At 73.2% G+C, this 24,585-nt stretch carries 22 protein-coding genes and 1 pseudogene; 4 read left to right on the forward strand and 19 right to left on the reverse strand.

Annotated features, from left to right (window positions below; translation table 11 throughout):
• Positions 1 to 102 precede the first annotated feature (102 nt).
• Positions 103 to 366, forward strand: a complete 264-nt coding sequence (locus tag EKH77_RS06000; protein ID WP_126913392.1) for a hypothetical protein — start codon at positions 103 to 105, stop codon at positions 364 to 366.
• A gap of 79 nt (positions 367 to 445) precedes the next feature.
• Here the strand turns inward: EKH77_RS06000 and EKH77_RS06005 are convergent, their stop codons facing one another.
• From EKH77_RS06005 to infC, 10 genes are all read right to left on the reverse strand, one after another.
• Complete coding sequence (locus EKH77_RS06005; protein WP_126913393.1) at positions 446 to 976, reverse strand: NUDIX domain-containing protein; 531 nt, start codon at positions 974 to 976, stop codon at positions 446 to 448.
• Positions 977 to 1,034: 58 nt separating this feature from the next.
• The gene (locus tag EKH77_RS06010; protein ID WP_126913394.1) at positions 1,035 to 2,372 is read right to left on the reverse strand and encodes a tetratricopeptide repeat protein; all 1,338 of its coding nucleotides are present in this window, start codon (positions 2,370 to 2,372) and stop codon (positions 1,035 to 1,037) included.
• Positions 2,373 to 2,457: 85 nt separating this feature from the next.
• Positions 2,458 to 3,615, reverse strand: coding sequence for a PP2C family protein-serine/threonine phosphatase (locus EKH77_RS06015; protein WP_346429047.1), 1,158 nt, complete (start codon positions 3,613 to 3,615; stop codon positions 2,458 to 2,460).
• A gap of 334 nt (positions 3,616 to 3,949) precedes the next feature.
• Positions 3,950 to 6,460: a phenylalanine--tRNA ligase subunit beta gene (gene pheT, locus EKH77_RS06020; RefSeq protein ID WP_126913396.1), complete on the reverse strand. Its 2,511-nt coding sequence runs from the start codon at positions 6,458 to 6,460 to the stop codon at positions 3,950 to 3,952.
• A complete protein-coding gene (pheS, locus tag EKH77_RS06025; protein WP_126913397.1) occupies positions 6,460 to 7,584 on the reverse strand; it encodes a phenylalanine--tRNA ligase subunit alpha in 1,125 nt (374 codons plus the stop codon). Before pheS ends, pheT begins: the two co-directional genes overlap by 1 nt.
• Before the next feature lie 138 nt (positions 7,585 to 7,722).
• On the reverse strand, positions 7,723 to 8,853 hold the full coding sequence (locus EKH77_RS06030; protein ID WP_126913398.1) for a sensor histidine kinase: 1,131 nt from the start codon (positions 8,851 to 8,853) through the stop codon (positions 7,723 to 7,725).
• A 40-nt stretch (positions 8,854 to 8,893) separates the two neighbouring features.
• Positions 8,894 to 9,727: a TrmH family RNA methyltransferase gene (locus EKH77_RS06035; protein WP_126913399.1), complete on the reverse strand. Its 834-nt coding sequence runs from the start codon at positions 9,725 to 9,727 to the stop codon at positions 8,894 to 8,896.
• A 123-nt stretch (positions 9,728 to 9,850) separates the two neighbouring features.
• On the reverse strand, positions 9,851 to 10,237 hold the full coding sequence (gene rplT / locus EKH77_RS06040) for a 50S ribosomal protein L20 (RefSeq protein ID WP_126913400.1): 387 nt from the start codon (positions 10,235 to 10,237) through the stop codon (positions 9,851 to 9,853).
• 92 nt (positions 10,238 to 10,329) lie between these two features.
• On the reverse strand, positions 10,330 to 10,524 hold the full coding sequence (gene rpmI / locus EKH77_RS06045; protein ID WP_126913401.1) for a 50S ribosomal protein L35: 195 nt from the start codon (positions 10,522 to 10,524) through the stop codon (positions 10,330 to 10,332).
• Between the two features lie 128 nt (positions 10,525 to 10,652).
• On the reverse strand, positions 10,653 to 11,354 hold the full coding sequence (gene infC / locus EKH77_RS06050; protein WP_126913402.1) for a translation initiation factor IF-3: 702 nt from the start codon (positions 11,352 to 11,354) through the stop codon (positions 10,653 to 10,655).
• A gap of 293 nt (positions 11,355 to 11,647) precedes the next feature.
• On the opposite strand from infC, the gene EKH77_RS06060 reads away from it, so the two are divergent.
• A complete protein-coding gene (locus tag EKH77_RS06060) occupies positions 11,648 to 12,019 on the forward strand; it encodes a DUF1844 domain-containing protein (RefSeq protein WP_126913404.1) in 372 nt (123 codons plus the stop codon).
• 21 nt (positions 12,020 to 12,040) lie between these two features.
• On the opposite strand, the gene EKH77_RS06065 is transcribed toward EKH77_RS06060, so the two are convergent.
• The 4 genes from EKH77_RS06065 to EKH77_RS06080 form a co-directional block, all read right to left on the reverse strand.
• Positions 12,041 to 12,865, reverse strand: coding sequence for an MIP family channel protein (locus EKH77_RS06065; protein WP_126913405.1), 825 nt, complete (start codon positions 12,863 to 12,865; stop codon positions 12,041 to 12,043).
• A gap of 127 nt (positions 12,866 to 12,992) precedes the next feature.
• Positions 12,993 to 13,733, reverse strand: a complete 741-nt coding sequence (locus tag EKH77_RS06070; protein WP_126913406.1) for an SseB family protein — start codon at positions 13,731 to 13,733, stop codon at positions 12,993 to 12,995.
• Positions 13,734 to 13,856: 123 nt separating this feature from the next.
• A complete protein-coding gene (mycP, locus tag EKH77_RS06075; protein WP_126913407.1) occupies positions 13,857 to 15,041 on the reverse strand; it encodes a type VII secretion-associated serine protease mycosin in 1,185 nt (394 codons plus the stop codon).
• Entirely contained in the window at positions 15,038 to 15,901 is an 864-nt protein-coding gene (locus tag EKH77_RS06080; protein ID WP_240667828.1) for a hypothetical protein, read from the reverse strand. The genes mycP and EKH77_RS06080 overlap by 4 nt, the downstream gene beginning before the upstream one ends.
• A gap of 179 nt (positions 15,902 to 16,080) precedes the next feature.
• Between EKH77_RS06080 and EKH77_RS06085 the strand changes: the two are divergent.
• Positions 16,081 to 17,267: pseudogene (locus EKH77_RS06085) on the forward strand (alanine racemase).
• Positions 17,268 to 17,566: 299 nt separating this feature from the next.
• Here EKH77_RS06085 and EKH77_RS06090 read toward each other — a convergent pair.
• The 5 genes from EKH77_RS06090 to EKH77_RS06110 form a co-directional block, all read right to left on the reverse strand.
• Positions 17,567 to 18,616, reverse strand: a complete 1,050-nt coding sequence (locus EKH77_RS06090; RefSeq protein WP_126913408.1) for a zinc-binding dehydrogenase — start codon at positions 18,614 to 18,616, stop codon at positions 17,567 to 17,569.
• A gap of 96 nt (positions 18,617 to 18,712) precedes the next feature.
• Complete coding sequence (locus EKH77_RS06095; protein WP_126913409.1) at positions 18,713 to 19,987, reverse strand: haloacid dehalogenase-like hydrolase; 1,275 nt, start codon at positions 19,985 to 19,987, stop codon at positions 18,713 to 18,715.
• A 110-nt stretch (positions 19,988 to 20,097) separates the two neighbouring features.
• A complete protein-coding gene (locus EKH77_RS06100) occupies positions 20,098 to 20,883 on the reverse strand; it encodes a 3-oxoacyl-ACP reductase (RefSeq protein WP_126913410.1) in 786 nt (261 codons plus the stop codon).
• The gene (locus EKH77_RS06105; RefSeq protein WP_430980974.1) at positions 20,880 to 22,256 is read right to left on the reverse strand and encodes an aldehyde dehydrogenase family protein; all 1,377 of its coding nucleotides are present in this window, start codon (positions 22,254 to 22,256) and stop codon (positions 20,880 to 20,882) included. Before EKH77_RS06105 ends, EKH77_RS06100 begins: the two co-directional genes overlap by 4 nt.
• Before the next feature lie 5 nt (positions 22,257 to 22,261).
• Positions 22,262 to 23,656, reverse strand: coding sequence for a glutamine synthetase family protein (locus EKH77_RS06110; RefSeq protein ID WP_126913411.1), 1,395 nt, complete (start codon positions 23,654 to 23,656; stop codon positions 22,262 to 22,264).
• A gap of 70 nt (positions 23,657 to 23,726) precedes the next feature.
• On the opposite strand from EKH77_RS06110, the gene EKH77_RS06115 reads away from it, so the two are divergent.
• Positions 23,727 to 24,473 (forward strand): FadR/GntR family transcriptional regulator, encoded by a 747-nt coding sequence (locus tag EKH77_RS06115; protein WP_126913412.1) that lies wholly within the window; start codon positions 23,727 to 23,729, stop codon positions 24,471 to 24,473.
• Positions 24,474 to 24,585 lie beyond the last annotated feature (112 nt).

Consider the following 24,585-nt stretch of genomic DNA (forward strand, 5'->3'; position numbering starts at 1 on the left):
GTGACCCGCGAACACCCTCCGCACACGCTCCCGCCCCGCCTGTCCGCGCGATTGACTCGGATCGTCGCACCGACAGTGTCTTCTCGAAATGGGGTACGGACCGTGACCATCCATCCCGAGCGCACCGCCACCACTCCGGCGGAGCTCGCGGAGCTCCGCCGCAACCTCGACGTCGGCGTCGTCCGCATCGACGGCCGGCTCGCCCTGCTCGTCCAGCGCAGCGAACAGGCGGAGCGGGACCTCGCCGAAGTCGCCGAGCGGGTACGGGCCCTGGAGCACGGCCGCTGGCCGCTGCCGTCTCTCGCCGCGCTGACGGGGGTCGCTGCGCTGTGCCTCGCAGTGTGGCAGGCCCTGGCCGGGCGGTGACCTGTGCGTGTCCGTCTGCGGGTCGTTCGTGGCTTGTCGCGCAGTTCCCCGCGCCCCTTACGGGGCGCGGGGCGCCCCCTCAGCCCAGGCGAATGTGGTGCAGCAGAAGCAGCGCGGCGGCCATGTTGGCGGCCGGGACCTCGCCCCGTGCGATCAGGTCCGGCACCAGCTTGAGCGGCACCCACTCACGGCGGTCCGACTCGAAGCCGTCCTCGGGGTCGCCGATGTACTCGGCCTCGTCCGTCCAGTAGATGTGATGCCGGGCGTCGGTGAGCCCGTTGGACGGCTCGACGGACATCAGGTGCCTGAGCGGGCCCGGCCGCCAGCCGGTCTCCTCCTCCATCTCCCGGGCTGCGGCGGCGGCGATGTCCTCGCCGTCCTCGACGACCCCGGCCGCCAGCTCCCAGCCCCAGTTGTCGGTGATGAAACGGTGCCGCCACAGCAGCAGGACCTCATTGGCCGCGTTGACCACGGTGGCCACGGCGACGGGCCGCAACCGGATGAGGAAATGGTCGAGATGACGGCCGTCGGGGAGTTCGACGTCCGCGAGATTGACCTGGAACCAGCGGTTCTCGTAGACGGTCAGCTCCCTGAGATTCTTCCAACGCAACGTTCTGCCACCTTCCGCCGAGGTGGCCACCTCCCGGGCGCCGTCCTGGCGACCTCTCTCACAACGGCACGCGCAGCGCCCCGTCGATCATCTCGGCGGCCTCGGCCGTGGCCGCGCACCCACTTTCGATCAGGTGCTCGCGCACCGCACGGAGCCGGTCCCGTAAGCGCTGCGATTCCATGCCTCTCGCCTGCTCGGTCATCTCCCGCGCGGTGGCCACCGCCTTGTCCGCGTCTCCCTGACGCAGCTCGATGTGCGTGAGCATGGCGAGCCGGTGGACACGGCCCCGGTCGTGGGCGGGGGTGTCGACGGCCCGGTCCGCGTGCTCACGGGCGGGCCCGAGGTCGCCGAGGCTCAGCAGGGCCTCCGCCACCTGTACGTTCACCAGTCCGGGCTGGACATAGCCGGTCTCGGCGGGCTCCAGGCCCCGGTGGATCCGCTCGGCGGCCGCCTCGGCGCGCCGGATGCAGCCCAGCGCCCCCTGGCCGTCCCCGAGCCGCGCGTAGGCCTTGGCCTGCATGGCGTAGAGATCGGCGGCGAGCGCCGGGGTGAGGTCCCGGCCGGCCGCCCGCACCGCGGACTCCGCGAAGGCGACGGCCTGCCGGTACTCCCCCATGAAGAGCGACTGGTTGACGAGGAGGGCGATCACATAGGCGCCCAGGCCACGGTCGTTGCTGGCCTTCGCGAGCCGCAGGGCCTGGTGGAAGTAGCGCTGGGCCAGGCCGTGGGCGTCCGAGTCGTAGGCGCAGATCCCGGCGACGGCCACCAGCCCCCCGGTGGCCCGGTGGAGCTGACGGCCCATGGCGTCGGAGTAGCCGCCGCGCAGCAGGGGCGCGGCCTCCGCGTTGAGGAAGCCGACGACCCGGGCGCGGGTCGCCACTCCGCCCGCTTTGCGGTACATCTGCTCGTAGTGGGCGCGGGCCGCGCGGAGCATCTCGATGTCGGCCATCGAGACCCGGGTGAGCCCGCGCCGGGAGACGTCGGCGTCCTCGGGCGGGTTCTCCCACTCCCACACGGGGATGACGGCGGGGGTGCCGGTGACGGCGGGGGCCCGGACGACGTGCTCGCGCTGCTGCTCGTCGGAGCGCCACAGGGCGGTGGCGCGGTCGACGAAGCCGGACAGCGGGGTGCCGGGGGCCCGGGGGGCACCGGGGGTGGCCAGGCCGATGTCGTCGAGGGTCAGCGCGCGGCGCAGCCGCTCGCCGAGGACCTCGCAGATCAGGTCCGGCACCTGGCCGCGGGGCCGCTGGCCCTTCAGCCAGCGGGCGACGGCGGTGTGTTCGTAACGCAACGCCAGTCCCCGGGCCCGGCCCGCCGCGTTGATGTGCGCGGCGAGACTCGCATGGGAGATTCCCGCTTCGTCGAGGACGGCGTCGAGCAGTGTGTTGGGCTCCATCCTGCCCTCCGGTGCGCTCGGTGGGATCAGCGTAGTGGAGATCCCTTCGCACGGGGTGTGAACGGGCCACGGGCGCGGGCGCACGTCAGGGGCCCGCGACGAGCGCCCGGGGCGGGCGGGAGGCGGCCGGTGGACCGGGGCCGCGGTCGTTCCGCAGGGCGAGTAGGGCGAAGTCGTCCGTGACCGGTCCGCCGGTGTGGCGCAGCAGCGCCGCCTGTACCCGGGCGACGAGGGTCGCGAGGGCGGGCGGGGCGCCCCGGGCGGCCTCGGCGAGGGCGCCCGCGAGGGGGAAGAACGCGCCCGTCGCGTCGCGGGCGTCCTCGACACCGTCGGTGTGGAGCACCAGGACGTCGCCGGGGAGCAGCCGGGTGAGCGGGAGCGGCGACAGCTCGGCGGGCAGGGGGAACACCCCGAGCGGGGGCAGCGGGTCGCCGGGCGCGAGGACGGCCGGCCCGGGCCCGCGGGCCGGATCGCCGTCCGGGTCGCCGGACAGCCGGTGTGGCCAGGGGTGGCCGCAGTTGAGCGCCACGACCTCGCCCTCCGCGCGGACCTCCAGCAGGAGGACGGTCGCGAACTCCTCGGCGTCCGAGCGGTCCCCGCCGGCGCCGGCCGGCTGCCGCTGGTCCCGCTCGTACAGGTGCCGGTGGAGGGCACGCTCCAGGCGGCGCAGCACGTCCGGCAGCCGGGCCTCGTCGTGCGCGGCGTCGCGGAAGCTGCCGAGGAGGGCGGCGGCGGTGCCGAGCGCGGGCAGGCCGTGGCCGCGTACGTCGCCCATGAGGACGCGCACGCCGTAGCGGGTGCCGAGGGCGTCGTAGAGGTCGCCGCCGACGAGCGCGCCCTCGCCCGCGGACACATGGCGGCTGGCGAGCGCGATCCCGTCGAGCCGGGGCGGCAGGGGGCGCAGCAGCACGGTCTGCGCGGTGATCGCGACCTCGCGGGCGCGCTCCAGTTCACCGGTGAGCCGGCGGGTGCGGCCGGAGATCAGATAGCTGGCCGCGACGACGGCGAGGACGGCGCCGCACGTGCCGATCCTGCCGCTCACCGCCGCGCGCCCGGACGCCCCGGGCGGCACGAGCGCGAGCAGCGCGCAGGCACCGCCGAGCAGGACGCACTGACGGCGCCCGGTACCGGCGCAGGCGATCGCGGGTGTCGCGGCGAGGAGTTCGATGAACTGGGTGCCGAGAGGGCTGAGGAGTTCCCAGAGGACGACCGCGAGGACCCACAGCCCGGGCAGTACGAACACGATTCCCCGCCGGAAGCGAGCCGCTCGTGTACGGATCATTCCGTCGGCCCCCTAGCAGCAAAGACGCGCTGATTCTCGCGACAGCGCAAGCCGATGCGGAGGGTTGGCCCCTGTTTTCCACCCGAACGAGGGACGCCGGGCCCCCGTAAGGGGCGCGGGGCTGTGTCTATATGCGGCTCCGCCGCGTGGGCGCGACCAGCCCAGAACCGCCCGCAGCCGCGAGACTCCGGTTCCAACCCGACGCTCGCGCGCGGCGAGCACGCACGACGGGGCCCGGGTAACCCCGGACCCCGTCGTCGCACAGGCCGTCGTCGCTCAGGCCCGCCGCCAGGCGCTACGCGCCGCGCAGCACCGCCCCCGTGCGCTCGACGGCCGCCTGGACGGCCGTGTCGCGCGCGGCCGAGGCCTCGTCGGCCGTCAGCGTCCGGTCGTCGGCGCGGAAGCGCAGAGCGTAGGCCAGCGACTTCTTGCCCTCGCCGAGCTGCGCGCCGGTGAAGACGTCGAACAGGCGCAGCGACTCCAGCAGTTCGCCGGCGCCGTCCCGCAGGGCGGCCTCGACGTCGGCCGCCGGGACCGAGGAGTCGACGACGAGCGCGACGTCCTGGGTGGCGACCGGGAAGGTGGAGACGCGCGGGCCCTGCACGGCGCCGTCGCCGGCCCGCTCCAGCAGATCGAGGTCGATCTCCATGGCGGCGGTCCGCTCCGGCAGGCCGAACGCCTTGACGACGCGCGGGTGGAGCTCACCGGCGTTGCCGACGGCCACCTCCTGCCCGTCGATCAGGACGGACAGCGTCGCGCAGCGGCCCGGGTGGTAGGGCGCCTGCTGGTCCTGACGGATGATCAGCTCCGCGCCGGCCTCACGGGCGACGACGCGGCCCGCCTCGACGGCGTCGGCCCAGCCGGCCGGACGGCCCTGGCCCCACCAGCCGGCCCGCTCGCGGGAGCCGGCGAGGACGACGGCGGCACGGCGCGGCTGCCGGGGCAGCGCGGCGTTCAGGCCGGCGATCTCCTCGTCGGTGGGGCGGCGGTCGACGGGCAGCCGGGCCGGGACGCCCTCGTCGCCGGTCGGCTGGAAGACCAGGCCGGTCTCGAAGAGCGCCAGGTCGTGCTCGCCGCGGCTGTCGTTGCGGCGCAGGGCGGCGAAGAGCCCCGGCAGCATGGTGGTGCGCAGCGCCGGCTCGGCCTCGGAGAGCGGGTTGGCCAGGCGCACGGTGGTGCGGCGCTGGTCGTCGGCCGGCAGGCCCAGGTGGTCCAGGGCCCAGTCCCCGATGAAGGGGTAGTTGAGCACCTCGACGTAGCCGGCCCCGGCCAGGGCCCGGCCGACGCGGCGGTGGAGCCGCTGACGGTGGGTCAGGCCACGTCCGGCGGGCGGCGCGGGCAGCGCCGAGGGCACGTTGGCGTAGCCCTCCAGCCGGATGACCTCCTCGGCGAGGTCGTTGGGGTCGGTGAGGTCGGGCCGCCAGCTGGGGACGGTGACGATCAGCTCGTCCTGGCCGTAGACGTCGCAGCCGACCTCCTGGAGGCGGCGGACGACGGTCTCGCGGCCGTACTCGAGACCGGCGACGCGGTCCGGGTGGTCCGCGCTGATGGAGATGGTGCGCGGCCCGCTGGGGGCGACGATCTCGGTGACGCCGGCCTCGGCGGTGCCGCCCGCGAGCAGCACCAGCAGGTCGACCGTGCGCTGGGCGGCGGCGGAGGCGGCCTGCGGGTCGACACCGCGCTCGAAGCGCTTGGACGCCTCGGTGGTGAGCCGGTGGCGGCGGGCGGCGCGGGCGATGGCGACCGCGTCGAAGTGGGCGGCCTCGATGACCACGTCGGTCGAGCCCTGGCCCGCGGCGTGGTCGGCGATCTCCGTCTCGGCGCCGCCCATCACACCGGCGAGGCCGATGGGGCCCCGGTTGTCGGTGATGACCAGGTCCTCGGCGTCCAGGACGCGCTTGGTCCCGTCGAGGGTGGTGAGCTTCTCGCCGGGCTGGGCGCGGCGCACGCCGATCGTGCCGTCCAGGGTGGCGCGGTCGTAGGCGTGCAGCGGCTGGCCCAGCTCGAGCATCACGTAGTTGGTGACGTCGACGGTCAGCGAGATCGGGCGCATGCCGGCCTTCTGGAGGCGGCGGCGCAGCCAGATCGGCGACTGGGCCTCGGGGTCGATGCCGGTGACCGTGCGGGCGGTGAAGCGGTCGCAGCCGCTGGGGTCGGCGACGGCGACCGGGTAGCCGTAGCTGTTGGGCGCGGGCACGTCCAGCAGGGCCGGGTCGCGCAGCGGCAGGCCGTAGGCGGTGGCCGCCTCACGGGCGATGCCGCGCATCGACAGGCAGTAGCCGCGGTCGGGGGTGACGGCGATGTCGAGGACCTCGTCGACGAGCTGGAGCAGCTCGATCGCGTCGGTGCCGACCTCGTGCTCGTTGGAGAGCACGATGATGCCGTGGGTGCCGTCGTCGCCCATGCCCAGCTCGTCGCCGGAGCAGATCATGCCGCGCGAGACCTTGCCGTACGTCTTGCGCTCGGCGATGGCGAAGTCACCGGGGAGCACGGCGCCGGGCAGCGCGACGACGACCTTGTCGCCGACGGTGAAGTTACGGGCGCCGCAGACGATCTCCTGCGGCTCACCGGTGCCGTTGGCCGTGCCGACGTCGACGGTGCAGAAACGGATCGGCTTGCGGAAGCCCTCGAGCTCCTCGATGGTGAGGACCTTGCCGACGACGAGGGGGCCGGTCAGGTCGGCACCCAGCTGCTCGACGCGCTCGACCTCGAGGCCGGCGTCGATCAGCTTGGCCTGCACGTCGCGGCCGGTCTCGCCGGCCGGCAGGTCGACGTATTCCCGCAGCCAGGAAAGCGGGGCGCGCATCAGATCTCCATCCCGAACGGCCGGGTGAAGCGCACGTCACCCTCGACCATGTCTCGCATGTCCTCGACGTTGTGGCGGAACATCAGCATCCGCTCGATGCCGAACCCGAAGGCGAAGCCGCTGTACTTCTCCGGGTCGATGCCCGCGGCGGTCAGCACCCGGGGGTTGACCATGCCGCAGCCGCCCAGTTCGATCCAGCCCTCGCTGGAGCAGGTGCGGCACGCCTTGTCGGGGTTGCCCACCGACTCGCCGCGGCAGGCGAAGCACACCATGTCCATCTCGGCGGACGGCTCGGTGAACGGGAAGTACGACGGGCGCAGCCGGGTCCGCATGTCCTCGCCGAACAGCACCCGCACCATGTGGTCGAGGGTGCCCTTGAGGTCCGCCATGGTCAGGCCCTCGTCGATGGCGAGGAGCTCGACCTGGTGGAAGACGGGGGTGTGGGTGGCGTCCAGCTCGTCGGTGCGGTAGACGCGGCCCGGGCAGATCACGTAGACCGGGGGCTCGCGGTCGAGCATCGAGCGGATCTGCACCGGCGAGGTGTGGGTGCGCAGCACGACGCCGGAGTCGGCGACCTCCTTCTTGGCGCCCCGCACGAAGAAGGTGTCCTGCATGGTGCGGGCCGGGTGGTCCGGCGCCAGGTTGAGGGCGTCGAAGTTGAACCACTCGGCCTCGACCTCGGGGCCCTCGGCGACCTCGTAGCCCATGGCCACGAAGACGTCCTCGATGCGCTCGCCGATCGTGGTCAGCGGGTGGCGGGCGCCGGCCGGCACACGGTCGTACGGCAGGGTGACGTCCACCGCCTCCTCGACCAGGACACGGGCGTCGCGCTCGGCCTCCAGCTCCGCCTGACGGGCGGCGAGGGCCTTGTTCACGGCGCCGCGGGCCATGCCCACGCGCTTGCCCGCCTCGGCCTTGGCCTGCGGCGGCAGGGCGCCGATCTCGCGGTTGGCGAGGGCCAGCGGGGAGCGGTCGCCCATGTGGGCGGCCTTCGCCTCGCGGAGGGCTTCGAGGTCGGCGGCAGCGGCGAGGGCGGCGAGCGCCTCGTCCCGCATCCGCTCGATCTCTTCCGGTTTCAGTGCCTCGACCTCGACAGGGTCGTACGACTTATTGGGTGCCGACATCTCTTCCCGTGCTTCCGATTGGGGTGGCTTCGCTTCGCTGCGCGACTTCGCCCGACGACGTTGGCCAAAGGTGGTGCCAAAGGTGCCAAAGGTCGAGTCTAAGGGGCGCGTGTGGTGGGATGAGCCCGTGGGCCGCGCTCAGGCCTGGGTGAGAAAGGCCGGGGCACCCACGGGCAGGGTAAATCGGAACTGGGCACCGCCGCGGGCGGCCCGCCCCACCGTGATCGTCCCGCCGTGGGCGTCGACGATGCCCTTGACGATGTACAGCCCCAGGCCGGTGCCGCCGCGCTTGCTCCCGCGCCAGAAGCGGGTGAAGACGCGGGCCATCGACTCCTCCGGGATGCCGGGGCCCTCATCGCTCACGGTGACCGCCGTCCCCTCCGCGTGGGCCTTCGTCAGTGCTGGTGTCACTTCTATGGTGACGACTCCCTCGCCGTGGCGCACGGCGTTTTCCAGGAGGTTGCCCAGCACCTGGTCCACCTTGTCCGGATCCGCCCAGAGTGGGGGCAGCGCGTCGGCGACCTTGATCTCGAACCGCTCGGGCCGCATCCCGGCCCGGGTGTAGCTCGCCACGTGCCGGCGGACGGCGGCGGCCATGTCGACCGGCTGCCGGCGCACCTCCAGCCGGCCGGAGTCGATCCGGGAGATGTCCAGCAGCTCGGCGATCAGCCGGGTGACCCGGTCGGCGTCGGCGTCGACCGTCTCCAGCATCAGCCGCTTCTGGTCGTCGGTGAACCGCTCCCACTTGGCCAGCAGCGTGGCCGTGAAGCCCTTGACGGAGGTCAGCGGGGAGCGCAGCTCATGGGCGACGGTGGCGATCAGCTCGGCGTGGCTGCGCTCGGTGCGCCGACGCGCCTCGGTGCCGCGCAGCTGGACCACCACGCGCGTCACCGGCCCGCCGGGCCGCTCGCGGACGTAGCGGGCGGAGACCAGCACCTGGCGGCCGCCGGGCAGCAGCAGATTGCGCTCGGGCTGGCCGGTGCGGGTGGCGAGGCCGCCGTAGGGGTCGGTCACGGCCCACCAGCGGCGGCCGTCCAGATCCTCCAGCGGCAGGGCGCTCTCCAGCTGCCGGCCCAGCGCGTCGCCCGGCCGCACGGCGGTGATCCGGGCCGCGGCGGCGTTGAAGCAGGTGATCCGGCCGGTGGCGTCGGCGACGACCAGCCCGTCGGGCAGATCGTCGGCGTGGAGGCCGGCGGCCGGCCCCGGGGAGCCCTTGGAGGCGGCCGGGCACGTGCCGGCCACCGTACTCCCGGACGTTCTGATGTTCATCGACCCGCACCCCCTCCCGACCCCCGGAGCGCCAACCCTACTAGCTGGAGGTCACGGAGCGGCACCCTCCGGACGCGCGCTGCGCACGGGCGGAGGCGTAGAGGCACACCGCGGCGGCGGTGGCGAGGTTGAGGCTCTCGGCCTTTCCGTGGATCGGGACGCGCACCACGGCGTCGGCGAGCGCCCGGGTCTCCTCCGGCAGGCCCCAGGCCTCGTTGCCGAAGATCCAGGCGCTGGGCCCGCCCATGCTGCCCTGGTCCAGCTCCTCGTCCAGGTCCTTGTCGCCGGCGCCGTCGGCGGCCAGGATCCGCGCCCCGGCGGCCTTCAGGCCCGCGACGGCCTGCTCGACGGGGACGCCCACGGCCACCGGCAGGTGGAAGAGGGAGCCCACGGAGGCCCGTACCGACTTGGGGTTGTAGAGGTCCACGGAGGCGTCGGTCAGGACGACGGCGTCGGCGCCCGCGGCGTCCGCGCAGCGCAGGACCGTACCGGCGTTGCCGGGGTCGCGGACGTGCGCGAGGACGGCCACCAGCCGGGGGCGGCCGGCGAGGATCTCCTCGAAGGGCGAGTCCAGGAAGCGGCACAGGCCGACGATGCCCTGCGGGGTGACGGTGTCGGACATCTCCGCGATGACCTCGTCCGTCGCGGTGAGCACGGGTACCCCGGCGGCGTGGGCAGCGGCGACGATGTCCGCGTGGCGCTCGGCGGCGTCCGGCGTCACGTACACCTCGATGAGGTGGTCGACGGCCTCGCGCACGGACTGCGGGCCCTCCGCGATGAAGCGGCGTTCCTTGCTGCGGAAGCTCCGCTTGGCGAGACGGCGGGCCGCGATGACACGGGGCGATCGCAGGGAGGTCAGCTCGGGGGCCGCCATGGGCTCACTTTCGGTAGCGGAGGTGCGGTGGGCGTCCGGTCACACCACGTGCTGGGGCCCGGACGCGAGCGGACCCGCAGGCCGGGGGCCTGCGGGTCCGAGCGGTGCCTTGCGGCGCCTGGATCAGGCGGCGGCCTTCGGCGCGTTGACGTCGGCCGGCAGGGCCTTCTGAGCGGCCTCGACGAGCGCGGCGAACGCGTTCATGTCGTTGACGGCCAGCTCGGCCAGCATCTTGCGGTCCACCTCGATGTTGGCGGCCTTCAGACCCTGGATGAGGCGGTTGTACGTCATGCCGTTCTGGCGGGCAGCGGCGTTGATGCGCTGGATCCACAGCTGACGGAAGTCGCCCTTGCGCTTCTTGCGGTCGTTGTAGTTGTAGACCAGGGAGTGGGTGACCTGCTCCTTGGCCTTGCGGTACAGACGCGACCGCTGACCGCGGTAGCCGCTGGCCTGCTCGAGGATCGCCCGGCGCTTCTTGTGCGCATTGACTGCGCGCTTGACGCGTGCCACTTGTTAACTCCTTGTAGCGGGGCCGTGGTGGGTTGTCACACGACCCGAAAACGATTGGGTCCCGGTGTGGACATTCGGCGCGAAGCCGAATGTCACATGCCGAGAAGCTTCTTGATCTTCTTGGCGTCGGCCGGGGCCATCTCGGCGTTGCCGGTGAGGCGACGCGTCAGGCGGGACGACTTGTGCTCGAGCAGGTGGCGCTTGCCAGCGCGCTCACGCAGGACCTTGCCGGAGCCGGTGACCTTGAAGCGCTTCTTGGCACCGCTGTGCGACTTGTTCTTCGGCATAGCGCCGTTCTCTCCTCGTCGGTGGCACTCCACGGCCCTGTGGGGGGCGCGGTGAAGCGTCAACTGTTGATTGCTGTCCGGAGCGGGGGACGCCCCGGAGTGAGCACCAGGGCCGCGAGGCCCCGGGATCACGCCTCTGCGGGCTCCTCGGGGGCGTCCACGTCCGCGGTGGTTCCACCCTGGCGCTCCGCCTTGCGGGCGGCCTGGGCCTCGCGGGCTTCGGCCATCGCCTCGGTCTTCTTCTTGTGCGGACCGAGAACCATGATCATGTTCCGGCCGTCCTGCTTGGGGTTCGACTCGACGAAACCCAGGTCCTGGACGTCCTCCGCGAGGCGCTGCAGCAGTCGGTAGCCGAGCTCCGGCCGGGACTGCTCGCGACCACGGAACATGATCGTGATCTTGACCTTGTCGCCCTGCTTGAGGAACCGGACGACGTGACCCTTCTTGGTGTCATAGTCGTGCGGGTCGATCTTCGGCCGGAGCTTCATCTCCTTGATGACCGTGTGCGCCTGGTTCTTGCGCGCCTCACGGGCCTTCATGGCCGACTCGTACTTGAACTTCCCGTAGTCCATGAGCTTGCAGACCGGCGGGCGTGCGTTCGCCGCCACCTCGACCAGGTCGAGGTCGTACTCCTGCGCAAGCTCCAGGGCCTTGGCAAGCGGCACGATGCCTACCTGCTCGCCGCTGGGGCCGACAAGTCGCACCTCGGGAACACGGATCCGGTCGTTGATGCGGGGCTCGGCGCTGATGGGGCCTCCTCGGTAGCACCACGCGGCGCCCTCGTGGGGCCGCGCAACGTCTTTTCGTAAAGACCAACCGCGCCGGCACATGAAAAATGCCCCGACGGGCACAGGCGGGGCTCCATACCGGAACACCGCCACGGCAAGCCGCGGGGCGCTATCGGGCAGCTCCATCGTCCGTACGGAACGATGGCTACCGCCTGACCGGAGACCTGCCGACCGATGGTCGACCAGGTGGGAGAACGGAGCTCCACTTGTGGGCCGGGCACACGGATGCGCTCAGCCGGTCGTTTACCGACGATAGCAGGTGGGAGGCAGGCGTGCTAACCGGGCGTACCGGCCGGTGGAGAACCGATCCGGCACCGGGACGTATCGTGTGCGCCATGAGCGACGCGACCCCCACCAGCGGGGAGAACCCCACCCCCGACTTCGACACCATGACCCGCGACATCGCGGACGTCCCCGCCGTCGAGGTGATCACCACGGTCGCGGTGCACCTGATGAGCGCGGCGGCGGTCAACCTCGGCCTCGCCGAGGACGGCGAGCGGCACAAGGACCTCGACGAGGCCCGCAAGCTGATCACCGCGCTCGCCGGGCTGGTCACCGCGAGCGCCACCGAGGTCAGCAACTTCCACGCGGCCCCGCTGCGCGACGGCCTGAAGTCGCTCCAGCTGGCCTTCCGCGAGGCGTCCGTCGTCCCGGACGAGCCGGGCCAGGGGCCCGGTGAGAAGTTCACCGGACCCGTGTACGCCTAGCGGGTTCTCCTCGAGGGCCGGTCAGGCCGGGCCGCCGTAGTGCGGCCGGTCGGGCCGGCCCTCGCCCGTACCCGCCAGCGGCTCGGGCGCCGCGAGCTCGTCCGCGAGCATGGCAACCCCGTGCGGCGGGTGGGTGACCCGGTGGGCGTATGAGGCGAGGGCGCCGCCGACCAGCGGGGCGACGATGAACAGCCACAGCTGGGACAGGGCCGCGCCGCCCGCGAAGAGCGCCGGGCCGATGCTGCGCGCCGGGTTGACCGAGGTGCCGGTCAGCGGCACGCCGACCAGGTGGTCCACCGCCAGCGCCAGGCCGATGGCCAGCCCGCCGAAGCCCACGACGGCGACCCGGTGGGTCACCGCGAGCACCACGAACACCAGCAGGAAGGTCAGGACGACCTCGGCGAGGAACGCGCCGCCGGTGTTGATGTGCACGGCCGAGCGGTCCGCGTAGCCGTTGCTGCCGAACGTCCCGTCGGTCTTGATCCCGGGCACCTGTTTGGCGATCAGGAAGAGGATCGCCGCGCCGACGATGCCGCCCACCAGCTGCGCGATCCAGTACTCGATGGCTGTGTGGATCGTGATGCGGCGCTCCAGCAGCAGGCCGAGCGTCACCGCCGGGTTGAGGTGGCAGCCCGACACCGGCCCCAGGGCGTACACCAGGGCCAGAAGAGTGAAGCCGAATGTCAGGGCGATGCCGACCACGCCGATGTAGTCGGCCGCGAGGACGGCAGAGCCCACGGCGAACAGCACCAGCAGCAGGGTTCCGAGGAACTCGGAAGCGGCGGTCCTGGTCTTCACCGGGTCCAGATTGGCCAGGGCCGGCTTCACGTTCTTCAGGGCGTCCATGGCGACCTCCTGAGGATCTCGTGGACCGTCCTCGTGAAATTGTCGGACGGTCTCCCCCGGAGCGCCTGTCGGGACCGCCGCGACAAGGCCGCCGAGGCCGGTGGCCCGGCCGGCGGCCGCGGCCCGGCTAGCGGCTGAAGAGCGCCTCTCCCGGGACGTGCGCCGTCGCCGGCAGCAGGGCGAGGTCCAGGCCCCGCACCAGCCGCTCGCGCAGCACCTCGGCGGCGGCCAGCCCCTCGGCGACCCGGCGCACCACGTCACCGGGCGCCGCGTCCCCGGCCAGGACCAGCGCCAGCGTCCCGTCGGCCTCGCCGGACGGGGTGAGGTGGGCCCGCAGCACCCCGGGCTCGGCCGCGAGGACGTCCCGCAGGGCGCCGGTGACGGCGGGGTCGGCCAGCGGGTCCGCGCTGTCGCGGCCCTCGGCCAGCGCCAGCAGCGCGGGGCCGGTCAGCGGGTAGGTCACGGGACCGGCCAGGTCCAGCACGATGGTGTCCGCCTTCTCGTGCACGGCGGCCTGCAGGGCCTGGTGGAGCGGCACGGCCACGGGCCGGGCGTCGGCGCGCCACCGCTTCATCGTCTCCATCGAGGTGAACGCGGGCAGCGCGCGGCGCCCGTCCGGCGCCTGGAGCGTCGGTACGGCCATGTCGCTGGTCTTCTCGCGCTTGAGCCCGTCGGGCCCGGTCTCCACCTCGCCGAGGACGGCCACCACGGGCACGAGCAGCCGGACGCCCGGCAGGGCGGCCAGCACCCGCCCCTCCGCCTCGGCCGACCGGTCCGCCGCCCAGGCGGCGAGCGCCTCGGCGAGAGCGGGGTCGGCGGAGCCGTCGTCGTCGGAGAACTGGGAGTCCGGGATGTTCTTGAGCGCCACGGCCCGAGCGTATCCGGTGGGGTCCCCCCGCCGGGGGCCCGGGGGCTCCGCTGAATTCAGCCCGTCCGGCGTTTGAGGACACCGGGCGAAGCCCGGTCCGGGGGCCCGGGGGCTCGCCCCCGGTTACGGGAAGGGGCGGGATCGGGGAGCGGACACCCTCGGCCGACGCCGCAGCGCCGCCGACACCACGAGCAGCAACACCCCCACCCCGCCCGCGACGAGCGCGGAGACACCCGGCCCGCCCCTGGAGGCATCCCCGGGCGCGGACCCCGGCCCCCCGCCGAAGTACCGCGGCACCGCGGCCGCGCGGCGCGTCCGCACACCCTCCCGGCCCGCCTTCTCGATGGCGGCCGCCGGGTCCACCATCCCCGCGCCGACCTCGTCGTCGCGGCCGCCCGTCGGCCGGTCCCGCGCGGTGTCGGTCAGCAGCTCGCGAACCCGCTCCGGGCTCAGCCCCGGCCGGGCGGCGCGCAGGAGCGCCACGGCCCCGGAGACGAAGGCGGAGGCCGCGCTCGTCCCCCAGCCCTCGTAGTAGCGCCGGTCCGGGTCGGCGATGACGACGTCGACGCCGGGTGCGCTGACGGTGGCGTACCAGCGGCGGGTGGAGAAGGAGGCGCGGCCGCCGTAGCGGTCGACGGCCGTCACGGCGATCACGCCGGGGTAGGCAGCCGGGTAGGAGACGTGGTCGCCGTGCTCGCCGCCGTTGCCGGCGGAGGCGACGACGACGGCCCCCTTGGCGAGCGCGTACTGCACGGCCGCGTCCTCGCGCGGCTCGGGGTGGGCGGTGTCGCTGTCGTCGCCCAGGGACAGGTTGATCACGTCGGCGCCGTGGTCGGCGGCCCAGCGGATGCCGTCCGCCAGCGCGCTGCCGCGTGCTCCCCGGGCCTTGGCGCGGGCGGGGTCGCTGTCCTCGAGGATCACGCGCACCGGGAGGATCCTCGCCTCGGGGGCGACGCCGGTGATCCCGTCGGCGTCGTCGTCGCCGTGCCCGCGCCCGGCGATGATCCCGGCCATGGCGGTGCCGTGCCGGGCCCAGGACCGGTCGCCGGGCCCGGCGCCGAAGCCGATCAGGTCCTTGCCGGGGAGCACCCGTCCCCGCAGGTCGGGGTGGCCGTCATCGACACCGGTATCGAGCACGGCGACGGTGATCCCGGCCCCCTTGGTGGTCCGCCAGACGTCCTGGACGTGGAGGGCGTCGAGCGCCCACTCCTGCGCCCTTATGGCGTCCGCCCGGGCCGGGGCGGCGGCGAGCACGGCGAGGGCGGTCCCGGCGGCCAGCGCGGCCAGGGCCCGGCGCGAGCGCGTCATCGGCCGTCCTCCCGGCCCGCCGGCCGGTGCGCGGCGTCGCGGTAGGCGCGCTCCACTTCCTCCGCGAGGGCCGTCGCGTCATGGCCGAGGCCCGCCTGCGCCGGGGCCTCGGTGGCGCCGGGGACGACCGCCCGGGCGGCGGGCAGCGGCGGGGTGCCCGTGCGGCCGTCGGTGAAGCCGGTGACGGCGTAGACGACGGCGGGCACGTCCGTCATGACGGTGATGTACCAGCAGGCGCGCTGCGCGTCGCCGAAGCGCGCGGCGGGGGTGTCGCGGAGCGCGAGGGGGCGGGGCATCAGGTCGGCGCGCTCGTCGAGGTGTTCGTCGGCGAACCGGCGGCGCAGGGCGCGCATGCCGGCGGCGTCGGCGTCGGTGACGAGCAGGCCGACGGTGGTCACGTGCGACGACGTGGCGTCGGCGTAGGTGGCGCGCAGCAGCCGGGCGCAGCCGACGGGGGCCAGGGCGGTGGCGAGGAGGGGATCGAAGGCGTCGGCGCAGCCGCTGTCGGGGGCGACGCCCAGCCGGATCCAGTCGCGCGGGGCGCCGCCGGGTCCGGCCGCGTCCCGGTGGACGGTGGCCGGGAAGATCCGGTCGACGGGGAGGCCGCGCCAGAGCGTGGCGCCGCGCGTGTAGGCGGCCTCGGCGGCGGAGCCGTCGGCCGGGCCGGCGGCCAGGCAACTCCCGGTGACGGCCCCGGCTATGAGGCCGAGCCCGAGGACCAGGCTGACGGCGGCGGCGACGGCGCGCCCGGAGCCCCGCGAGGGCGGGCCGGGAGCGGGCACGGGGACGGGGAGCGGGGGCGGCAGGGGTGCCCAGTGGGGGGCGGGGGGCGGCGGCAGGGCTTCCGCTTCGGTGCTCAACCTGCGCTCCCCCTTGCGAGCCGGCCGGTCGTACCGCCGTATGTCGGACATCCGCCACATCCGCCACCGGCCCGAAGACCGTGGCGTGCGCGCCACTTTACGGTGCGCGACGCGACGGGTGCCATTCGCCCGGGCCCGACCCCTGGTCAGCGGATTCCGGCTCTGGCAGGCTGCCCGCCATGTCGTCCGACAGAGCGCGTTACGACCGGGCCACCGCCCATCTGGACGCTCCCCTCGCGGTGGTCGATACCGGGGCGTTCGATGCCAATGCCGCCGATCTGGTACGACGAGCGGGGGGCAAACCGGTGCGAGTGGCGAGCAAATCGGTGCGGTGCCGTGCACTGCTGGAGCGGGTGCTGGCGCGCGACGGCTTCGCGGGCGTGCTGGCCTACACCCTCGCCGAGGCGCTGTGGCTGGCGCGTTCGGGGATTCCGGACGTCCTGATCGCCTATCCGTCGACGGACCGCACGGGCCTGGCGGAACTGACCGCGGACCCGAAACTAGCCGCTGCCATAACAGTCATGGTGGACGACCCGACACAACTGACAATCGCAGAATCGGCCCGAACGGGCAGTGAGGAGATCCGGGTCTGCCTGGAGTTGGACGTCTCACTGCGCCTGCTTGGGGCAGGGTACGGATCGGGGCGTTGCGGTCGCCGGTGGCCGATCCGGGCGAACTGGCGGAGCTGGCGAGGGCCGTGGACCGCCGCCCAGGGTTCCGACTGGTGGGCCTGATGGCCTATGAGGCGCACGTGGCGGGTGTGGCTGACACAACGGCCGGGCGTCCCCTGCGCTCCCGGGCGATCCGGCTGATGCAGTCCGTCGCCCGCGAGCGGGTGGCGGCCGTGCGCGCGGAGGCGGTGCGGGCCGTACGGGAGGTGACGGAACTGGAGTTCGTCAACGGCGGCGGCACGGGCAGCGTGCAGCACACGGCGGCCGAGGACGCGGTGACGGAGATCGCCGCCGGGTCGGGGCTGTACGCGCCGCGCCTGTTCGACGACTACTCGTCCTTCACCGCCCGCCCCGCCGCGCTGTTCGCCCTGCCCGTGGTGCGCCGGCCCGGGGTGGGCGTGGTCACGGTCCTGGGCGGCGGCTACCCCGCGTCGGGCGCGGCCGGTCGGGACCGCCTGCCGGTCCCGTACCTCCCGGCGGGCCTGCGGCTGGCGAACCAGGAGGGCGCGGGCGAGGTGCAGACCCCGCTGCTCGGGCACCCTGCCGACGATCTGCTGATCGGCGACCGGGTGTGGTTCCGGCACGCCAAGGCGGGCGAACTGTGCGAGCGGTTCGCGGAGCTCCACCTTGTGGAGGGCGACCGGGTGGTGGGGACGGTCCCCACGTACCGGGGGGAGGGCCGCACGTTCCTGTAACGGGCCGCCTCCGGCGCGGGGTGCGGTTGGCTTTCCGGGTGCCCCGCCGCGGGGGTGCCCGCGCCTGGCGGCGCGGGATTTCGCCCACCCGCCCGCCCGATTACCCGGAAGCGCACCCACGAGGTACTGACGTGAGGGGGCGGGGTGGGGTGGATGGGCCCTGGTAGGGGCGTGAAGAGCTCTTCGCCGCTGGAGCCAAGGTCGGGGCACCCAGCACCAAAGTGGCAGGCACCGCGAAGAGGTCAGCCCCGTAAGGGCCCGTCCGCCCCACCCCGCCCCCGACCCACGACACCAACCACCTACGGCACAAGAATCAGCCGCACCGGATCCCCGTCCTTCTTCCGCAACCGCTCGACACCGACCGCCGCCTCCGCCAGCGGCAGCGTGCCGCTGACCGACCGCCCAAGATCCAGCCGCCCCAAGCGCGCGAGCGCCACGAGCTCGTCCACGTGCCCAGGCGCCGACCCGTAGTGCCCCAGAACCTGCTGCTCGCGAAAAATAAGAGCCGCACTGTCGGCCAAGGTCAGCGGCCCAGGAGCGATACCGACGAGCACCAGCCGCCCACCCCGCCCCAAACACCGCACGGCCTGGTCACGCACGGCCGACACACCCGCCGTGTCGAGGGCGAGGTCGAGCCCCGACCCCCCGGTCGCCTCCAGAATCCGCTCGCGAACATCCACCGCACCGGCGTCCAGAACAACATCCGCGCCGAACTCCAGGGCCCGCCGCCGGGCACCCTCCAGCGGGTCGACGGCAACAATGGGCGCAGCCCCGGCAAGCCGCAGCAACTGCACCGCGTGCGCACCGAGACCACCGACACCCCACACCCCGGCGGGACGGCCGGGCCGCACCCGCCCAGTCGTCGTGATGGCGGCCCAGGGCGTGGAGACGGCGTCGGGAATGATGGCCGCCTGCTCGAAGGGAAGCCCGTCGGGGACCGGGACGAGCGTGTGGTGGTTGGCGAGGGCGTACTCGGCCCACCCACCGTCGTAGTCGACGCCGCGCGTACGGACGGCCCGGCACGGCTCGTGGCGGACGCACCCGCCGCACTCCCCACACCGCTCCCCCGCCTGGAGCAGAACACGCTGCCCGGCGGCCCAGGGTGCGGGAACGTCCGGCCCAAGGACGTCAACGACCCCGGCGACCTCATGCCCCAGAGTGACCTTCCCGTCCCGGGCAAAGGCGGGCTTGAGCTCACCGTCCACAAGATGAACGTCGGACAGGCAGATACCCGCGGCCCGCACCCGAACCCGGACCTGCCCGGGTCCGGGCTCGGGAACGGGTACCTCCTCCACGGCGAAACGGCCCGACCGCAGGTCGAGCCGTCCGGCGAGCATCGTCTCGGGCATGTCCGGATACCTCCGTGATCGACAGGCTTCACCTGGCGACAGAACCTGCCCGAGGAAACGTTCTTTCAACCCACCTGAGCCCGGCGGAAGACCCGGTCAGAACGCCAAATCCACCTGATCCGGAATCACGCTGCCATCCGCACGCCGCACCGGCACCTTGGACCCGTCGGCGGCTGTGGCACCGGTCGTCGAGCACGGGTACGTGCCGGCCTTACGCGGCATCGGGTCGATGAACATCGGGTTGGCCACCCAGCGACCATCCGCGTCATCGAACGCGCGGCACATCAGCTCGGACTTGTTGCGGTTGATGGCGACGTGCGCGCCGGTCGCGTCGTTCACGAACGTCACGTCCGTGTCGGCGTCGCCCGCGCCGAGCGCGATGCGGTGGGCCGGGTCCTGCTGCTTCCAGGCGGCGGCGCCCTTGATCTTGAAGATCTCCTGGTTGATCATGCAGCGCTTGCCGTCCATGTACGGCAGGGCGTCACCGCGCCCGGTCTCGACGCCACCACAACCCTTGATGACGGGGGTCAGCCGCCCGTGCTTGGTGACGTTGCGAATGCCGATGGTGTGCTTCGCGTCGAGGCCCACGCCGTCCGACCAGGCCTCGGCGATCGGCTCGGAGGAGGCGGAGACGATGTAGACGTCGAATCCGGCCGCCTTGAGCGTACGGATCAGGTCCTTCTGCTGGTCGTAGTAGCGCACGTACCCGGCGAGGGTGTGGGTGCCGACCTTCTGCGTGGCGCCGACGGGCGCGGCGAGCTGCTCGGCGCGGGCCTGCCGGGCGAAGGAGGTGAGCGCGGCCGGGGTGTGGCCGGCGAAGAGCTGCGGTATCCAGGCGTAGCCGGGGACGGTGCGGCGGTGGTTCCAGTCGCCGGCGAAGGCGTCCTCGCCCGCCATGGTCTTCGACTTCTCGCGGATCTCGAAGATCTCGTCGGCGCAGGCGGTGTTCTTCGAGGTGGGCAGCGGGCGGCCGACGCGAACGGCCGTGCCGCAGGCCTTGGTGAGCGCCTTGTCCGCGGCAGGCGTCAGGAAGGCGTTGGTGTCCGTCCAGTGCGCGGGCCGCAGGATCTTGTCGTGCTTGAGGGCCCAGGCGAGGGTCGCGTCCGTGATGTCGTTCTTGACGACGGTGTTGTCCCAGTCGAAGGCGGCGACCGGGCGCGGGCCGCGCTTGCCGGAACAGGTGCCGCGCTCGTCGATCATCTTCTGGAGCTTGGCGCGGTTGTCGCCGTACCAGGGGAGCTTGGTGTCGAGCTGAGGACAGTTCGCGCGGGGCGTGCGGTCGTGGGCGGTGGCCGCGCCGGCGGGGAGCGGGGCGGCGGCGAGGGCGGCGACGGTGGCAAGACCGACGACAATGGCGGACGTGGTGCGCATGTGCTCTCTTTGGTGCGAGTGACGGACGAGGACAGAAACCAGGACCGGCCGACGAAGAAACGACCGACCGGTCCGGACTTTCGATCATGGACCCTACAGCGGGGTCACACCTACAGCGGCGTCACATAGGCCCCCGCGATGCCTCCGTCCACGAGGAACTCGGCGGCGTTCACGAAGGACGAGTCGTCGCTGGCCAGGAAGGCGACGGCGGCCGCGATCTCCTCCGGCTCGGCGAACCGCCCCACCGGCACGTGCACCAGCCGGCGCGCGGCCCGCTCCGGGTCCTTGGCGAACAGCTCCTTGAGCAGCGGGGTGTTCACCGGCCCCGGGCACAGCGCGTTGACCCGGATGCCCTCGCGGGCGAACTGCACCCCGAGCTCGCGGGACATCGCCAGCACGCCGCCCTTGGAGGCGGTGTAGCTGATCTGCGAGGTGGCGGCGCCCATCACGGCGACGAAGGAGGCGGTGTTGATGACGGAGCCCCGCCCCTGCCGCCGCATGTACGGCAGCGCGGCCTTGCAGCAGAGGTAGACGGAGGTGAGGTTGACCTCCTGGACCCGCTTCCAGGCCTCCAGGCCGGTGGTGAGGATGGAGTCGTCCTCGGGCGGGGAGATCCCGGCGTTGTTGAAGGCGATGTCGACGGAACCGTAGGTCTCGTGGGCGGCCTGGAACAGCGCCTCGACCTGGACGGGATCGGTCACATCGGTACGGACGAAGAGCCCGCCGACCGCGTCGGCCGCGGCCTTGCCGGCGTTCTCGTCGATGTCGGCGCAGACGACGTGGGCGCCTTCGGAGGCGAGCCGCCGGGCGCTGGCCAGGCCGATGCCGCTGCCGGCTCCGGTGACGACGGCGGTGCGCCCGACGAGGCGGCGGCAGACAACTCGCGGGTCGGTCACTGGTTCTCCTCCAGAGGGTCGATGGCGACGAACACGTTCTTGGTCTCGGTGAAGGCGGCGAGCGCGCCGGGCCCCAGCTCCCGGCCGAGGCCGGACCGCTTGAAGCCGCCGAAGGGCGTCCAGTAGCGGACGCTGCTGTGGGAGTTGACGGAGAGGTTGCCGGCGGCGACGGCCCGGGAGACCCGCAGGGCGCGGGAGACGTCCCGGGTCCACACCGAGCCGGACAGCCCGTAGTCGGTGGCGTTGGCGAGCCGTACCGCCTCCGCCTCGTCCTCGAAGGGGATGACGACGGCGACGGGCCCGAAGACCTCCTCCACGGCCACCCGGTCGCCGGGGGCCGCCGCCAGCACGGTCGCGGGGTACCAGTAGCCCTTGCCGGAGGGCACCTCGCCGCGGAAGAGGGCCGGGGCGCTCTCGGGGACGTAGGACCGTACGCGCTCGCGGTGGGCGGCGGAGATCAGCGGGCCCATCCGCGTCGCCGGGTCGGTGGGGTCGCCGACGGTGAAGGACTTCACGGCCGGTTCCAGCAGCTCCAGGAAGCGGTCGTGGACGGACCGCTGGACGAGGATGCGGCTCCGGGCGCAGCAGTCCTGGCCGGTGTTGTCGAGGAAGGAGTCCGGGGCGGCGGCCGCGGCGCGCTCGATGTCGGCGTCGGCGAAGACGATGTTGGGGCTCTTGCCGCCGAGTTCGAGCGTCACCCGCTTCACCTGCTCGGCGCAGGTGGCCATGACGCTCCGGCCGACGGCGGTGGAGCCGGTGAAGACGACCTTGGCGACGCCGGGGTGCCGGACGAGCGCGTCCCCGGCGACCGGGCCCGCGCCCGGGAGGACCTGGAACAGCCCTTCCGGAAGCCCCGCTTCCAGAGCGAGGGCGGCGAGGCGGAGCGCGGTGAGCGGGGTGGTCTCGGCGGGCTTGAGGAGGACGGCGTTCCCGGCGGCCAGCGCGGGGGCCAGGCCCCAGGCCGCGATGGGCATCGGGAAGTTCCACGGGGCGATGACGGCGACGACGCCGAGCGGTTCGTGGAAGGTGACGTCGAGCCCGCCGGGCACGGGGATCTGCGCGCCGTTGAGCCGTTCCACTCCCCCGGCGGCGTACTCCAGCAGGTCGCGGACGTTCCCGGCCTCCCAGCGGGCGCTCGCGATGGGGTGGCCCGCCTCGCTGACCTCCAGCTGGGCGAGCTCCTCCAGCTGCCCGTCGACCGCGTCGGCGAAGCGGCGCAGCTGGCGGGCCCGGTCGCCGGGGGCGAGGCCGGCCCAGCGGCGCTGGGCATCGGCGGCGCGTCGTACGGCGGCGTCGACATCCTGCGGCGTGGCCGCGGGGACGGTGGCGACGACTTCCTCCGTCGCCGGGTTGAGTACGCGAAGCTCGTGCACGTCTCTCACATCCGCTCGAAGGAGCGGTACCGCTCCCAGTCCGTGACGGCGGTGTCGTAGGCGTCCTGTTCGACACGCGCCATGTTCAGGTAGTGCGCCACGACCTCGTCGCCGAACGCGGCCTTGGCCAGGGGGCTCGTCTCCCACAGGGCGGCGGCCTCCCGCAGGGTCGCGGGAACGTGCGCGGCGTCGCCCCGGTAGGCGTTGCCCGTACAGACCTCCGGCGGCTCCAGCTCCTCCTCGATGCCGTGGAGACCGGCGGCGACCATGCCGGCGACGGCCAGATAGGGGTTGACGTCGCCGCCGGGCAGCCGGTTCTCGAAGCGGAGGGAGTGGCCGTGGCCGACGACGCGCAGGGCGCAGGTGCGGTTGTCGGGGCCCCAGGCAACGGCGGTGGGGGCGAAGGAGCCGGGCCGGAAGCGCTTGTAGGAGTTGATGTTCGGCGCGTAGAGAAGGGTGAACTCCCGCAGGGCGGCGAGCTGCCCGGCGAGGAAGTGCCGCATGACGCGCGACATGCCGTACGGGCCGTCGTCGCCATGGGCTCCCGGGGCTCCCGGGGCTCCCGCGAAGACGGGGCGCCCGGCCTCGTCGCGCAGCGAGAGGTGGATGTGGCAGGAGTTGCCCTCGCGTTCGTCGTACTTGGCCATGAAGGTGAGCGCCATGCCCTCCTGGGCGGCGATCTCCTTGGCGCCGGTCTTGTAGACGGCGTGCTGGTCGCAGGTGGTGAGTGCCTCGTCGTAGCGGAAGGCGATCTCGTGCTGGCCGAGGTTGCACTCCCCCTTGGCGGACTCCACGGTCATGCCGGCCGCGCCCATCTCGTTGCGGATCCGGCGCAGCAGGGGCTCGACGCGGCCGGTGCCGAGGACGGAGTAGTCGCCGTTGTACTGGTTGGCGGGGGTCATGTCGCGGTAGCCGCGGTTCCAGGCGCCCTCGTAGCTGTCCTTGAAGACGATGAACTCCAGCTCCGTGCCCACGTGCGCGCTCCAGCCGTGCTCGGCCAGCCGGTCCAGCTGGCGGCGCAGTATCTGGCGCGGGGAGGCGAGGACGGGTGAGCCGTCGTGCCAGGCGAGGTCGGCGGTGACGAGGGCGGTGCCCGGGTTCCAGGGCGTGCGGCGCAGGGTGGTGAGGTCCGGGCGCATCGCGAAGTCGCCGTAGCCGCGCTCCCAGGACGACATGGCGTAGCCGCCGACGGTGTTGAGGTCGACGTCCACGGCGAGGAGGTAGTTGCAGCCCTCCGTGCCGTGCTCGAGGACCTCGTCGAGGAAGAACCGGGCGGCGAACCGCTTTCCCTGGAGCCGTCCCTGCATGTCCGTGAAGGCGAGGACGACGGTGTCGACCTCCCCGGAATCCACGAGCCGGCGCAGCTCGTCGACCGTGAGCGGGGGCGTGCGATCAGCCACGGTGTGCCTCCTGTCGGTGCGTCCGGGGTCTTAAGGTAGGGCGGTAGACCATTGGTTGGGAAGGGGGACCATGACCGGAACCGTGAACGGAACCGCGGACAGCGGCCTGACGGACCGGCTGTCGCCGGTGCTGCGCCCGGTCCGGGCGGGCAGCGGTTTCGAGGAGACGCTGGAGCAGATACTCCAGGTCATCCGGCTGGGCCTGGTGGCCGAGGGCGAACGACTACCCGCCGAACGCGAGTTGGCCGAGCGGCTGCGGGTCAGCCGGGTGACGCTGCGCGAGGTGCTGAAGGTCCTGACGGACCAGGGCCTGGTGGAGAGCCGGCGCGGCCGCTACGGCGGCACGTTCGTACTGCCCCGCCCGGCGACGGCCGGTGAGGACGAGCTGCGCCGCCGCGTCGCCGACGTGGACCTGGAGGATGTGCTGCGCTTCCGGGAGGTACTGGAGGTGGGGGCGGCGGGGCTGTGCGCCGCGCACGGCACGGCCGACGAGGCGGCCGTCCGGCTGCGCGCGGCACTGACCGCGACGCACGACGCACCGCTGGCCGACTACCGCCGCCAGGACACCCTGTTCCACCTGACCGTGGCCGAACTGTCCGGGTCCCCCACGCTCGCCGCCCAGTACGCCGCCGTCCGCGCCACGGTCAACGACCTGCTGGACTGCATCCCGCTGCTGGTGCGCAACCTGGAGCACTCGCAGCGGCAGCACACCGCGCTCGTGGAGGCGGTGCTGGACGGGGACGCGGAGGGGGCGCGCGAGGTCATGCGGGAGCACTGCCACGGCACGGCGGCGCTGCTGCGCGGCTTCCTGGCGTGATGGATCAGGGGGTTCCGTAACCACGGTTTAACGCAAGAGGGTTGCGCGGGAGCGACCGACACCACAAAGGTATGGCGCGAAACCTTTGCCGGCATCCCCTCCAGGAGGGCTC

It is taken from the genome of Streptomyces luteoverticillatus, assembly GCF_003970715.1.
GTDB classification, from domain to species: Bacteria; Actinomycetota; Actinomycetes; order Streptomycetales; family Streptomycetaceae; genus Streptomyces; species Streptomyces abikoensis.

Bases quoted from the DNA above. Each gene is read 5' to 3' on its own strand.
- EKH77_RS06060 (WP_126913404.1), top strand. From the start codon at position 11,648: ATGAGCGACGCGACCCCCACCAGCGGGGAGAACCCCACCCCCGACTTC.
- infC (WP_126913402.1), bottom strand. From the start codon at position 11,354: ATGTGCCGGCGCGGTTGGTCTTTACGAAAAGACGTTGCGCGGCCCCAC.
- pheS (WP_126913397.1), bottom strand. From the start codon at position 7,584: ATGTCGGCACCCAATAAGTCGTACGACCCTGTCGAGGTCGAGGCACTG.
- EKH77_RS06095 (WP_126913409.1), bottom strand. From the start codon at position 19,987: ATGCGCACCACGTCCGCCATTGTCGTCGGTCTTGCCACCGTCGCCGCC.
- EKH77_RS06035 (WP_126913399.1), bottom strand. From the start codon at position 9,727: ATGGCGGCCCCCGAGCTGACCTCCCTGCGATCGCCCCGTGTCATCGCG.
- EKH77_RS06010 (WP_126913394.1), bottom strand. From the start codon at position 2,372: ATGGAGCCCAACACACTGCTCGACGCCGTCCTCGACGAAGCGGGAATC.
- EKH77_RS06065 (WP_126913405.1), bottom strand. From the start codon at position 12,865: ATGGACGCCCTGAAGAACGTGAAGCCGGCCCTGGCCAATCTGGACCCG.
- mycP (WP_126913407.1), bottom strand. From the start codon at position 15,041: ATGACGCGCTCGCGCCGGGCCCTGGCCGCGCTGGCCGCCGGGACCGCC.
- rpmI (WP_126913401.1), bottom strand. From the start codon at position 10,524: ATGCCGAAGAACAAGTCGCACAGCGGTGCCAAGAAGCGCTTCAAGGTC.
- pheT (WP_126913396.1), bottom strand. From the start codon at position 6,460: ATGCGCGCCCCGCTTTCCTGGCTGCGGGAATACGTCGACCTGCCGGCC.
- EKH77_RS06090 (WP_126913408.1), bottom strand. From the start codon at position 18,616: ATGCCCGAGACGATGCTCGCCGGACGGCTCGACCTGCGGTCGGGCCGT.
- EKH77_RS06030 (WP_126913398.1), bottom strand. From the start codon at position 8,853: ATGAACATCAGAACGTCCGGGAGTACGGTGGCCGGCACGTGCCCGGCC.
- EKH77_RS06115 (WP_126913412.1), top strand. From the start codon at position 23,727: ATGACCGGAACCGTGAACGGAACCGCGGACAGCGGCCTGACGGACCGG.